The organism is Phenylobacterium sp. CCH9-H3 (assembly GCF_001557235.1).
Lineage (GTDB): Bacteria > Pseudomonadota > Alphaproteobacteria > Caulobacterales > Caulobacteraceae > Phenylobacterium.
The window spans coordinates 1-12,507 of sequence record NZ_LSJI01000124.1; the positions used below are offsets into that span (position 1 = coordinate 1).

At 69.9% G+C, this 12,507-nt stretch carries 13 protein-coding genes; 4 read left to right on the plus strand and 9 right to left on the minus strand.

From position 1 onward, the window contains the following. Window positions 1–20: 20 nt before the first annotated feature. The 4 genes from AX721_RS12375 (at window position 21) to AX721_RS12390 (ending at window position 3,180) form a co-directional block, all read left to right on the plus strand. Complete coding sequence (locus tag AX721_RS12375) at window positions 21–290, plus strand: DUF3253 domain-containing protein (protein ID WP_068876319.1); 270 nt, start codon at window positions 21–23, stop codon at window positions 288–290. Beyond that, the gene (locus AX721_RS12380; protein ID WP_068876320.1) at window positions 287–928 is read left to right on the plus strand and encodes a glutathione S-transferase family protein; all 642 of its coding nucleotides are present in this window, start codon (window positions 287–289) and stop codon (window positions 926–928) included. Before AX721_RS12375 ends, AX721_RS12380 begins: the two co-directional genes overlap by 4 nt. An 86-nt stretch (window positions 929–1,014) precedes the next feature. Then, a complete protein-coding gene (locus AX721_RS12385) occupies window positions 1,015–2,043 on the plus strand; it encodes an alpha/beta fold hydrolase (protein WP_068876321.1) in 1,029 nt (342 codons plus the stop codon). A 60-nt stretch (window positions 2,044–2,103) separates the two neighbouring features. Next, window positions 2,104–3,180, plus strand: coding sequence for a Glu/Leu/Phe/Val dehydrogenase dimerization domain-containing protein (locus tag AX721_RS12390; RefSeq protein ID WP_068876322.1), 1,077 nt, complete (start codon window positions 2,104–2,106; stop codon window positions 3,178–3,180). Here AX721_RS12390 and AX721_RS12395 read toward each other — a convergent pair. The 9 genes from AX721_RS12395 to AX721_RS12435 form a co-directional block, all read right to left on the minus strand. Then, on the minus strand, window positions 3,177–4,670 hold the full coding sequence (locus AX721_RS12395; RefSeq protein WP_068876323.1) for an MFS transporter: 1,494 nt from the start codon (window positions 4,668–4,670) through the stop codon (window positions 3,177–3,179). The genes AX721_RS12390 and AX721_RS12395 overlap by 4 nt on opposite strands. Window positions 4,671–4,719: 49 nt before the next feature. Next, window positions 4,720–4,977, minus strand: coding sequence for a hypothetical protein (locus AX721_RS12400; RefSeq protein ID WP_068876324.1), 258 nt, complete (start codon window positions 4,975–4,977; stop codon window positions 4,720–4,722). After that, the gene (locus tag AX721_RS12405; protein ID WP_068876325.1) at window positions 4,974–5,252 is read right to left on the minus strand and encodes a hypothetical protein; all 279 of its coding nucleotides are present in this window, start codon (window positions 5,250–5,252) and stop codon (window positions 4,974–4,976) included. Before AX721_RS12405 ends, AX721_RS12400 begins: the two co-directional genes overlap by 4 nt. Next, a complete protein-coding gene (locus AX721_RS12410; RefSeq protein WP_231733393.1) occupies window positions 5,249–6,658 on the minus strand; it encodes a radical SAM protein in 1,410 nt (469 codons plus the stop codon). Before AX721_RS12410 ends, AX721_RS12405 begins: the two co-directional genes overlap by 4 nt. Then, on the minus strand, window positions 6,594–7,361 hold the full coding sequence (locus tag AX721_RS12415; protein WP_068876327.1) for a prolipoprotein diacylglyceryl transferase family protein: 768 nt from the start codon (window positions 7,359–7,361) through the stop codon (window positions 6,594–6,596). Before AX721_RS12415 ends, AX721_RS12410 begins: the two co-directional genes overlap by 65 nt. Beyond that, window positions 7,358–7,948 (minus strand): GNAT family N-acetyltransferase, encoded by a 591-nt coding sequence (locus tag AX721_RS12420; protein ID WP_082765693.1) that lies wholly within the window; start codon window positions 7,946–7,948, stop codon window positions 7,358–7,360. Before AX721_RS12420 ends, AX721_RS12415 begins: the two co-directional genes overlap by 4 nt. A 220-nt stretch (window positions 7,949–8,168) precedes the next feature. Further along, window positions 8,169–9,329 carry a sensor histidine kinase gene (locus tag AX721_RS12425; protein ID WP_082765692.1) on the minus strand — a complete coding sequence of 387 codons (1,161 nt, stop codon included), beginning with the start codon at window positions 9,327–9,329 and terminating at the stop codon, window positions 8,169–8,171. Next, window positions 9,326–10,828 carry an ATPase domain-containing protein gene (locus AX721_RS12430; protein ID WP_068876328.1) on the minus strand — a complete coding sequence of 501 codons (1,503 nt, stop codon included), beginning with the start codon at window positions 10,826–10,828 and terminating at the stop codon, window positions 9,326–9,328. Before AX721_RS12430 ends, AX721_RS12425 begins: the two co-directional genes overlap by 4 nt. 79 nt (window positions 10,829–10,907) lie before the next feature. Beyond that, a complete protein-coding gene (locus tag AX721_RS12435) occupies window positions 10,908–12,227 on the minus strand; it encodes an MFS transporter (RefSeq protein ID WP_231733392.1) in 1,320 nt (439 codons plus the stop codon). Between the last annotated feature and the right edge of the window lie 280 nt (window positions 12,228–12,507).

A 12,507-nucleotide genomic window follows, 5' to 3' on the forward strand; every position in this document is an offset into this window, starting at 1 on the left:
GTTGGTGAGACTTAGCCGCCGTGAGCGATCCCGTCGAAACCGCCATTCTCGATCTCCTGGCCAAGGTCCCGCCCGGCAAGTCCGTTTCGCCGGAGGACGTGGCGCGGTCCATCGATCCCGAGGGCTGGCGGCGCGCGCTAGGTCACGTCCGCGCCGTGGCGAGGGGGCTCGCCCGCCAGGGAAAGCTGGTGATCCTGCGCCACAACAAGCCGGCCGATCCGGACGACTTCAAGGGCGTCTACCGCCTGAGGTTGCCCGATGCGCCCAGCCAGGAGAAGAATGCCCCATGATCGTCTACGGAAGCTCTCTGTCGCCGTATGTTCGCAAGACCCTGGCCTTCGCGGCCGAGAAGGGGATCGAAGTGGACCTGCAAGCCGCGGGCATGGGCGGCGGCCCGCCGGAGTTCAAACAGGCGAGCCCATTCGGCAAGATGCCCGGCTTCAAGGATGGCGACTTCCTGATCTCGGACTCCTCGGCGATCGTCACCTACCTCGAGGCGATCAAGCCTGAGCCCAACCTGATCCCGACCGCCCCGAAGGCGCGCGCCCGCACCATCTGGTGGGAGGAGTTCGCCGACACCATCGCGGTCGCCTGCATGGGCAAGATGTTCTTCAACCGCTTCGTGGCGCCGCGCTTCATGGGGCGGGAAGGCGATCTGGCCGCCGCCGACGCGGCCGAGGCGAACGAGCTGCCGGCTATCCTTGCGTACCTGGAGAGCCAGATTCCCGCCTCGGGCTTCCTGGTGGAGGATCGCCTCACCCTGGCCGACATCGCCGTCGCCAGCCCGTTCCAGAACCTGGCCATCATCAACTGCTCCGTCGACGCAGCGCTCTATCCAAAGACCGTGGCCTATGTCGCCGCGATCCTGGCCCGGCCGTCCTACGCCGTCTGGGTCAAGCAGGAACTGGCGATGCTGCAGCCCGCCTGACGACCGCGGCCGCGGTCGGACCGATCGCCGCAACACCGCGCTGTTTCCCCGGGCTTAATGGGCAGGGCATATAGTCGTCCTTCGACATGAAGCGCCTGGCCCTCGTCTTCCTGCTGTTCGCCCTTTCGGCCTGCGCCCCGATGCTGGTTCAGCAGGCGGGCACGCCGCCGGCCGGCTTCCAGGGGCCTCGCATCGAGGCCGACGCCGTCGTGAGCTTCGACGGGGCGCGGCTGGGCCTCAGCACCTGGCAGGCGACGGGCGAGCCCTGGGCGGTGGTGGTGGCCGCCCATGGGATGAACGACTACGCCAACGCCTTCCACTTCGCCGCCGAAGCTTGGGCCAAGGACGGGGTCACCACCTATGCCTACGACCAGCGCGGCTTCGGGCGATCGCCCGGCCGGGGCATCTGGGCCGGCGAGGACCTGATGGTCGAGGACCTGCGCACGGTCGCGGCCCTGGCCCGCGCCCGGCATCCCAACGCCATCGTCACCGTGGTGGGCGAGAGCATGGGCGGCTCGGTCGCCGCCGCGGCGTTCGCCAGCGACCGGCCGCCAGCCGCGGATCGGCTCGTGCTGCTCGCGCCGGGGGTCTGGGGCTTCAAGGCCCAGCCGCTGCCCAACAAGACGCTCCTCTGGCTCGCGGCCAATTTCACCGCCTCGAAAGTCTATACCCCGCCGCGCTGGGTCACGGACCGGATCTACCCGACCGACAATCGGGAGGAGCTGATCGCCATGGGCCGCGACAAGCTGATGATCTGGGGCGCCCGCTCCGACACCCTCTACGGCCTTGTCCGCCTGATGGACCGCGCCGCGAAGGCGGTCGGCGACGACCATGTGCCCACGTTCTACCTCTACGGGGCCAACGACCAGATCATCCCCAAGAATGCGGCGTTCAAGGCTGTGAAGGGGCTGCATCCGTCGGACCGCAGCGCCTACTACGCCGCCGGCCACCATCTCCTGACCCGGGACAAGCAGCGGGCGGTGGTGATCGCAGACGTGCTGAGCTTCGTCCGCGATCCCCAGGCGCCCCTGCCCTCGGCGGCCCCGCCGATCCCCGGCGCGGCGTCCAAGACCGGCGACCCCGCCGATGCGTCACGTCGCGCCGCGGGGTTGTGATATGCCCCGCAGAGGCGTATCCCCCGCCAAATTCATCCCTCAGGACGCAGAGTTCCCGGCATGACCTTGTTCGATTCTCCCGCCTTCGAGGGCCATGAAGGGATCCACGCCTTCTCGGACGAGAAGACCGGCCTGAGGGCGATCATCGCCGTTCACTCGACCGCCCGCGGCCCCGCCGCCGGCGGTTGCCGCATGTGGCCCTACGCCAGCGCGGCCGAGGCGCTGGACGACGCGCTTAAGCTGTCGCGCGCCATGTCCTACAAGAACGCCATGGCCGACCTGGACCTCGGCGGCGGTAAGTCGGTGATCATCGGCGACAGCCGCACCCAGAAGACGCCGGCCCTGTTCGAAGCCTTCGGCCGCGCGGTCGAGGACTGCGGCGGAAAGTACTGGACGGCCGAGGACGTCGGCGTCTCGGTGGCCGACCTGCAGAACGCCCGCAAGCACACCAGGTACGTCGCCGGCCTGGAAGGCCATCCGGCCGCCTCGGGCGACCCCAGCCCGGTGACCGCCGAGGGCGTGTTCCGCGGCGTGCGCCTCTGCGTCGAACGGGGCTTGAAGCGCGACCTGGACGGCGTCCGTGTGGCGATCCAGGGCGTGGGCAGCGTCGGCGGCTACCTGGCGCGCAAGCTGCACGCCGCGGGCGCGAAGCTCGTCCTCACCGACGTGAACGCCGAGGCGCTGCGCCGCGCGGCGGCCGAGACCGACGCGCAGATCGTGGCCCCCAGCGCCATCTTCGACGCCGAGGTCGATGTCTTCGCCCCGTGCGCCATGGGCGGGGCGATCAGCCTCGACACCCTGCCGCGCATCCGCGCAAAGATCATCGCCGGCGCCGCGAACAACCAGCTCGCCGACGCCGAGGCCGGCCGGGAGGTGTTCAAGCGCGGCATCCTCTACGCGCCCGACTACGTCATCAACGGCGGCGGCATCATCAACGTGGCCGGCGAGATCCGGGCGCTCGAACGGGGCGAGGCCTTCGATCCGGCCTGGGTCGACGCCAAGCTGGACCGCCTCGCCCTGACGCTCGAGGAAGTGCTGGAGCAGGCGCGGACCGAGCGCCGCCCGACCCACGAGGTCGCCAACCAGATCGCCCGCGCCCGCATCGTGGGGGCGGCCGACAAGCGCGCGGCGGCTTAGGTCCCTCCGCGGCGCGCGTCCCGCAGCAGGATCAGCGCCGCGACCGCTCCGCCCGCCGAGACCGCCGCGCACACCACGGTCACGGCCTGCATCGCGCGGACGAAGGCCTCCCGACTGTCGGCCAGCAGGGCCGCGCCCGCCTGGCCGCCGATCCGTTCCGCCTCCGCCACGGCCAGGCCGAGCGAGGCGTGGTCGGAAGCCGGGGCCAAGGCCTGGTAGATCGCCACGCCCAGGCTGCCCAGGAGGGCGATGCCCATGACGCCGCCGAACTCGGAGCCCGTCTCGGAGATGGCGCCCGCGCCGCCGGCCCGCTCGGGCGGGGCGGCGTTGAGGATCAGGTCGGACGTCAGCACGAACGTCGGGCCGAGTCCGATCGACATCACCACGCAACCGGCCACGATCATCGGCAAGCCGCCCCAGGGCGCGAGGCTCAGCAGCACGAACCCGGCCGCCATGAGGGCGAACCCGCCCGCCACCACGCGCGACGGCCGGCCGCGGCTGACGAACCAGGGCGAGGCCATGGAGCCCACTGTGGTCGCGGCGGCGGAGGGGAGTTGCCACAGGCCCGCCTCCAGCGGCGAGAGGCCCAACACCAGCTGCAGGTATTGGGCGATGAACAGGAAGGTCCCGAAGATCACCAGGCAGCCCAGCATGTTCATGGTCAGGGCGGTCGAGAACGTTTTCGAGCGGAACAGCGCCAGGTCGATCAGCGGGTCGGTCAGCCGCTGCTGGCGACGCACGAACCCCAGCGCCAGTAGGGCGCCCAACAGGACGGCGCCGCCCGCCAGGGCCGACGGGCCGTGCTCGGCCAGGTGTTTGAGGCCATAGACCATGGCCAGCACCGCGGTCAGCGACAGGCCGGCGCTCAAGAGGTCGGGCCGGCCGGCGTTGGGGTCCTTGTACTCCGGCAGCAGGATGGGTGCGGCGATCAGCACCAGCACCATGACCGGCACGGCCAGCAGGAACACCGATCCCCACGGGAACCACTGCAGCAGGACCCCGCCCAGGACCGGCCCGATCAGCCCCCCGGCCGCATAGCCCGTGCCCCAGGCGCCGATAGCCACCGTGCGCTGGCCCTCGTCCTGGAACATGTGGCGGATCAGCGAGAGGGTGGAGGGTGCGATCGTGGCGCCGGCCACGCCCAAGAGGGCGCGCGCCGCGATCAGGGCCTCGGCGGTGGGGGCCAGGGCGGCGATCACCGAGGCGGCGCCGAAGGCCGCGGCGCCGAACATCAGGATGCGGCGCCGCCCGATCCGGTCGCCCAGCGTGCCCATGGTGATCAGCCAGCCGGCGACCATGAAGCCGTAGATGTCGACGATCCACAGCAACTGGGTGGCGCTGGGCGCGAGATCGGCCGACAGCGACGGGATCGCCAGGTTCAGGACCGTAAGGTCCATGGAGTAGAGCAGGCAGGGCAGGACGATCAGCGCCAAGCCGATCCATTCCCGGCGGGTCGCCTTGGGCGGCGGCGTGTGGGCAATGGCGGTCATGCGTACTCCTCGTCCTGGCGAGGACGTGCGACGGCCGGACGATCCGACATCAGCCGGACGGCGGACGATTTGCCTGCCAGCTCTTCCATCCGTTGACCAGCAGCACCACGCCGGCCGCAGTTGGCAGGCCGCCGACCATCAGGGCTGTAATCAGGATGAAGGTGCTGAGCCCGGCGTCTTCGCCGCGGATCAGGGCGACCAGGCCGCCGCCGCCGAACACCAGCGTGCAGGATCCACACAGTAGCACCATGAGCCCGCCGATGGCGACCAGGGCGCCCGCGACGAAACGGGTCAGCCGATCGCTCACGAGAACGTCTCTCCCGGCGGGGGCCGGCGACGCAACTCCCGGCCGACGACGAACAGCCCGAAGCCTATGGCCGCCGGTACGCCGCCCAGGAACAGGGGCATCAGCATCATGCCGGCATCGTTCGGGTGGGCTATCGCGTCGACGAAGAAGACCGCGAAGAAGATGGCGCCGCAGCCGCCGCACAGCGCCATGATCAGGACGCCGACCGCGATCAGCGCCGCGCCCACGAACGCGCGCACGGGTCCCGGCGTGCCGGGCGGTTGGACTTCGCTCATCGCGCCTGCCCTTTCTTCAGTGCGTCGGCGCCCGCAGCGCCGGGCCGGTAGAAGGTGTTGAAGGTGTCGAAGGGGATGATGGTCCCGTCCGGCTGCACGAAGTGGACGCAACTGCGCTTGACCGTGCCGAGGTCGAAGTTGAAGCGGTCCAGGAACTGGCTGACCACGACGCGGAAGGTGTTCTCGTAGGCCACCTCCTGCGGCACGGCCGCCTCGGGCAGGCAACACAGCAGGCTGGCCAGTTTCTCCGAGGTATTGCCCTGGGCTGTGGACAGCGACAGCAGCTCGAACACCTGCCGGCGCAGTTCCGGATAGCTCTCGAAGGTCACGGTGTTGGGCGCGGCGGCCACGAACAGGTCGCGGGGCAGCATGGCGGTGACCGGCCGGACCTCGCGCCCGTTGCGCAGGCCATAGCCGATGCAGATCTGGTCCGGGTTGCAGGGCAGGGGGATGAGGTCGTCCAGGCCGAAGACGCCGGCCTCGGCGATCCGCCGGCGCACCTCGGTCAGGACGATCCGGTGCCGCCTGGCGTCGAAGCCGTCGTTGCGGCCGGCGTCCTGGATCGGCTGGAAGGTCACGCCCCGCACGCAGCGCCAGTTCAGGGCGAACCGGACGATGTCGGCGATCTCGTCGTCGTTGACGCCCTTCTTCAGGGTCACCACCAGCGTGGTGGAGATGTTGTTCCGCTCCAGCGCCTCCAGGGCCTCGGTCCGTACGCGGGTCAGGTCGGCGCCGCGGAGCTCCAGCAGGGCGTCGCGCTTCAGGCTGTCGAACTGCAGATAGACCTCGAAGCCCGGCATGTAGCCCGCCAGCCGCTCCGCAAAGCCGGCCTCCCGGGCGATGCGCAGGCCGTTGGTGTTGATCATCAGGTGCCGGATCGGCCGGGCCTTGGCCGCGTCGAGGATGTCCCAGAACTGCGGATGGATCGTCGGCTCGCCGCCGGAGAGCTGGACCAGGTCGGGCTCCCCCTCGGCGGCGACGATGACGTCCAGCATCCGCGCGATCTCGGCCAGCGGCCGGTGCGCCTCGCGCTTGACGGAGCTGTCGGCGAAGCAGACCGGGCAGGAGAGGTTGCAGGCCTCGTTCACCTCGACGATCGCCAGGCAGGAATGCTGCTCGTGGTCCGGGCAGAGGCCGCAGTCGTAGGGACAGCCGTGGTCCGTGCGCGTGGCGACGGACAGCGGCCGGTCGCCCGGCTTCAGCCAGTCGCGCTGGGACTTCCAGTAGTCGAGGTCGTCGGCGATCAGGGTCTTCTGCACCCCGTGCTCGCGGCACCGCTTGAGGTAGAAGACAGCGCCGTCCTCGCCGATCACCTTGGCCGGGACCAGCGCCAGGCAGGTTTCACACAGGCTCGTGGTCTGTCCCAGGAACAGGTAGGGCGCCGCCTTGCGCGCGCTCCCGGGCAAGGCTTGCGCGGTAGTAGACCCATCCATAGGCGACCAGTCCCCCACACAGCAGGTGGAACAGGTTAAGCGGCCCGATCAACGGGGGATAGGGCTTGAGGAACTCCCAACCGAAACGGGGGAGCCCGTACCAGATGCAGAGGGCGTAGAATCCGCGCCGCATCGCCCAGGGCCTGCGCCGCGCCAAGCCCTCGAGATAGGCGGCGAGGAACACGGCCATGGCCAGGCTCTCATAGACCTGCACCGGATGACGCCCCGCGCCGTCGCCCAGATCCACGGCCCACGGAAGACGCGTCGGGGAGCCATAGGTCCCGTCCGGCAGGCCGGCGAACAGGCAGCCCCACCGGCCGACCACGACCCCGAGGGCGAACGGGCCGACGAACACGCCCCCGGTGGACCCCTTGATCCCCCGCGCGGCCTTGTAGACCTCGACGCCGACGATCGACCCGACCAGGGCGCCGACGACGCTATGGGATAGAGCGGGATGGGCTCCGGCCAGGCTGTTCATCGACCCCGCCAGCCAGGCGCCCGGGACGGCCCCGGCGGCCAGGGCCGCGAAGTATCCGCCCCCGACCTTATCGGCCACCCGTTGGGTCAGCCCCTTCAGCCGCCAGCGATAGAGGACGACGCTGAGCGCCAAGCCCGCGCCCCAGGCGGCCAGGTCGAAGGCGGTGTGCGCCCAGGCGGCCGTGGGGACGTCGGTCATGGCGCGCGATCAAGCGCAGGGATTCGCCCGCCGCGCCAGCCAGGCCTCGCGGTCCAGCCGCAGACCTGCGACTGACCCATGCCGCTCACATATTCGCGCGGCTCGACGGCGATCAGTTCGGCGCCCTGCTTCTCCTTCACCCGGCCCGAGGCGCGGTTCTCGACCGCGTTGGTCAGGTAGAGGAAAGGCCAGCCCAGCACCTCGAAGGCATAGGCCGTCACCGCCTCCGCGGCCTCGGTCATCAGGCCCTGGCCGTGCAGCTTGGGCGCCAGCCAGAAGCCGCGCATGTCGCGGACCGCGCCGTCGAAGGGCCACAGGTCGATGCGGCCGACCAGTTCGTCGTCGCCGCCCTTGAGCGTGATCGCCCAGAAGAACCGTTCGCCACGCGCGCGGCGAGCCAGGCAGTCGGCCATGTTGGTCGCCGCGGCGTCGTCGGGATAGGGCCACGGAACGCCGGCGTGCAGCCAGCGCACCACCTCCCACTGCGGGAAGATGCGCTGCACCGCGTCGACGTCGCGCAGCTCGTAAGGTCTTAGGATCAGCCGCGCGGTTTCCAGCACGGGCGTGGGGGGCAAGGGGGCAGTCATCTCCGGTCTCTCTTGGAAAAGCCGGAGGCCGGGGCGCCTTCCTTCGATCGCATGAGCCCCGGCCGGTCCGGCGGGGCTCGTCTGGGAAGGTCAGGCCGCGTCAGCGCGTGCAGAACCGTCCCGACGCCCCGCGAGGGCGGCGCCGTTGGTACCCGACGGTTGCTGGACGGATATGCGATCCATGGCCGTGCTTATCACGGGCGAGCGGGCTCGCCCAGGGTCACGCGGGCGGCGCGGCGTCGGCGCCGATGTCTGCGGCCGAATGACGTGGGCCGGAGCGCACCGGTGCGGCAAAGGGCTCATGCCCCTCGCCCGTGTCCAGGCGCGCGCGGATCGTGCAGACGACGCCGTCGATCGGATAGTCGATCCGCACCTCGCCGTTCAGGTCCGCCGCCAGGCCGCGCTCGATGAGGCGGGTTCCAAAGCCGGTGCGCGTGGGCGGGTTCACCCGCGGTCCGTCGATCTCGCGCCACGTCGCGGTGAGCTCCCGCGCCGCACGGCCCTTGGAAAGGCTCCATTCGAACTCCACCCGGCCGCCGGAGGCGGACAGCGCCCCGTACTTCACCGCGTTGGTGGCAAGCTCGTGAAGCGCCAGGGCGATGGCGATGGCGGTCTTGGGCTCCAGGCGGACCTTCGGGCCGCGCGTAATCACGCGCTCTTCCCCCATGCCGAGGCGGAACGGCTGCAGCGCCTGGGCGACGATCTCGCCCAGGTCGGCGCCGGACCACTGCTCGTTGGTCAGCACGTCGTGCGCCTTGCTGAGGGCGACGATACGGGCGGTCAGGGTGTCCCGGGTCGACAGCGGGGCGCCGCCGCTGCGCAGGGTCTGGGTGACGATCGACTGGACCGTGGCCAGGGTGTTCTTCACCCGGTGATTGAGTTCGTTGATCAGCAGGCGCAGGTGGCTCTGGTCCTGCTGCTGACGCTGGATCGCGCCACGCAGGGTTTCCAGCCGCTCGCGCGCCTCGTACTGGCGCCGGCGGCCACGCAGCGCGGTCTGGACGATGCTGACCAGCGTCGTGGGGTGGAACGGCCGCTCCAGGAAGCTGACGTTGCCGAGCGCGCGGCCGTAGCGTTCGGCAGCCGGGTTGCGCTCGAGGCCGCCCCCTCGGCGGGCCAGAACGATGACGGGGAAGTCCGACCACGGCGGCTGGCTCTCGACCCACCTGGCCAGGGGCGCGTAGTCGTCCTCCTGCAGCACTTCCTCGACGATCAGTGCGGCGCCGGCGCCGGCCTCGCACTCGCGCCGCACGGTCTGGAGGTCGGGACAGATTTCGGCCTCGAGCCCCGCTTCGCGCAGCACCGCGGCGGCCACCGGGGCGTCACGCCCGTAAGGCGCCAGGATAAGAACGCGCTCCGGCCCAGAGGCCGCGACGGTCATTCCGGCAGTCCGTTCAGCAGGCCGTCGCGATTGCCCACGAAGTCGGGAACGCCGCGCAGTACGCCTTGGAACTGGGTCAGTGGCTCGCCGAGCGTGATGCCGCGCTTGTCGATCTCATATTCCCGGATCGTGCGCTCGTGCATGCCGGCACGCTTCTTCACGACGGATATGGCGCGGCGAACCTGTCCCATGGCTTCGAAGTAGCGAAGCAGCAGGACGGTGTCTGCCAAGTAGGTAACATCCACGGGCGACTTCATCTCGCCCACCAGCCCGTGCTGGGCGACGGTCAGGAAGGTGGTCGCGCCCTGACGGTTCAGGAACTGCAGCACTTCGTGGATGTGGAGCAGGAGATAGTGCTCCTGCGGCATCGCGGCCTGATAGCCGTTCAAGCTGTCGATCACCACCGTGCGGGCTCCGGACCGGTCGACGCACTGGCGAACCCGCGCCGTGAACTCGCCGGGGGACATCTCGGCCGCATCCACCTGCTCGATCAGCAGGTCGCCGCTCCGCTGCAACCCCTCCAGGTCGAAGCCGTAGGCCTTCGCGCGCTCGAAGAGCAGGCCCAGTTCCTCGTCGAACACGAAGACCGCCGCCTTTTCGCCCCGCCGGATCGCCGCGAGCGAAAATTGAAGCCCCAACAACGACTTGCCCGTGCCGGCGGGTCCCAGGATCAGGCACGCCGTGCCCCGCTCCAGCCCGCCCCCCAGAAGGTCGTCCAGGCCGGGAATGCCGCTGGGAATCGGCGTCCGTTCGAACTGCGTCCGGTGCTCGCTCGACACGAGCCGCGGATAGACCTGCAGGCCGCCGGTCTTGATGGTGAAGTCGTGAAAGCCGCCGCGGAACTTGCGGCCGCGGTACTTGGTCACCCGGACCCGCCGACGTTCGGCGCCGTACTCCGGCGCCAGTTCCTCCAGCCGCACGACGCCATGGGCCACGCTGTGCACGGTCTTGTCGGCGATCTCGGCCGTCAGATCGTCCAGCAGCACCACCGTCGCGCCGTGGGTGGCGAAATAGTGCTTCAGCGACAGCACCTGGCGCCGATAGCGCAGCGATCCCTGGGCCAGCAGGCGGATCTCGGAGAGGCTGTCGATCACCACCCGGCTCGGCCGGGCGCGCTCGACGGCGTCCAGGATCATCCGCGTCGTCTCGCCCAGTTCCAGGTCGGACGAATAGAGCAGGCTCTGCTGTTGGGTCTCGTCGAGGAGGTTCTCCGGAGGCGCCAGTTCGAAGATCTCGACCCCTTCCAAAGTCCAGCCGTGCGATGCGGCGGTGTCCCGCAGTTCGGTCTCGGTCTCGGAGAGGGTCACGTAGAGCACCCGCTCGCCGGCGGCCGCGCCCGCGATCAGGAAGCTGAGCGCCGCGGTTGTCTTGCCGGTTCCGGGACTGCCCTCGAACAGGTAGACGCGATCGCGCTTGAGGCCGCCGCCCAGGATGTCGTCAAGCCCGGCGATGCCGGTGCCCGCGTCGTCGGCGAGGCTCGCCGCCGGAATCTTGCTCATTGCTCCTCGTGCGAACCGTTGCTTCGGCGGAACCGCTCCACCCCCCAACGCAAAATGCACGCGAAGCGCTACGGTTCCGCTAGCCGGCCGGGCCGCGCCGCGGATCGCGCACGGCCAGCACGAGGATCGCGAACGCCGCGGCCAGGAATCCGAGGGACGAGATGAAGACCACGTCGTAGCCGAACGCTTCCGCCATCAGCCCGCCCACCAGGGGCCCGGCCGTGGCGGTGATGCTCTCAGCCGTGGCGGACACCGCGATGCGCATAGGCAGGTCGTCGCGGCTGCCGAACTCCAGGATCATGGTCTGAGAGGCCATCATATAGCCCGACAGCGACGCGCCCAGCAGAGCGAAGGCGGCGAAGATGGGAGCGGGGGTGTGCAGGTTCAGCAGCATGACCGTCGCGCCCACCCAGCCCGCGAGGGAGACGATCAGCACGGCCCGGAAGCCCACCTTGTCGCCCATGTAGCCCCAGAGCAGGTTCGAGACGGTGTCCGCGCCCAGGAAGGCGAACGTCAGCAGCCCCAGCGTGGCCCCGTCGGCCCCCACGACCTTGCCGACGTAGAGGATGTAGAAGGGCGTCGCGATCCGGGCCGAGGTGGCCAGCATCTGGACGACGAGGAAGAAGCCGTAGGCCCGATCCTGGGCGATCAACTCCGGGAACTCCCGCAGCCGGTCGCGGAACCGCGCCTGCCGCCGGGTGGTCGGCGGCTCGGGCTCCTTGAGCAGGATCTGCAGCGCCCAGAGCCCGGCGCTCGTCAACAGGAAGGCGAAGACGAAGGTGGTGGAATAGCCGTTGCCGAACAGGTTCGGCCCGATGAAGTATTTGCCCGCGACCCAGGCCAGCACGGCCGCGATCAGTCCGCCCGTCGCGTTCCGCCACGCCTGGAGGCGTCCCCGCCGGCTGATCGGGATCACCTTGGACATCAGCAGGCTGAACACCACCCGCTGTGCGCCCATGAACACGCCAAACATCAGGATGAAGAACAGGAGCGCCCAGACCAGCGGCTGGCCGGACAGGAACCAGCCCGAAAGCGCCATGCCCAGGATGGCCAGGCGCCCCAGGCTGCCCATCCAGATCGCGGCGGGCATGACCTTGGTTCGGTGCTCGACCTTGGTGGCCCCGAAGATCGGCGAAATCACCCCGCCCAGCTGCTGCAGCGCCAGGCCCAGGCCGACCACCACGTTGGAACCGGAGACGGCCAGCAGGTAGGCCGGCAGGAAGGTCGGCGCATTGACCAGGCGGAAGCCGGTCATCCCCAGCATGCCGTGCAGGTAGTTGCCAAGGTAGTTCCGCTTGAGATTGTCCCAGACGAACTTCTCGTAGGCGGCCTCGCGGGCGGCCAGATCGTCCGCCGCGACCTGTGCGGCGTCCTCGCTCTCGTCCAGGTTGACGTTCAAACTCAGCCCGTGTCGGACGGGTTCTTCACGCCCGCCTCCCACGGCTCCCTCCCGCAGTGGAATTTTCGAAGGTCCGGTCCGGCGGACTCCCTTCGCGCAATGCTAGGGGGATTTGCCGTGGGCGCAATCGCGAACGTCTGTCCGAGGGGCTTGGCGTCCAGCACGCATAAGCTTGACGGCGCGGGCCGGCTATCCGCACCTTCCGCGCCAGTCGAGCGGAGGAGGGGCGGATGCGACGGTTGATCCTGGGGGCTGCGCTGGCGGCGGGGCTCGCGGGGGC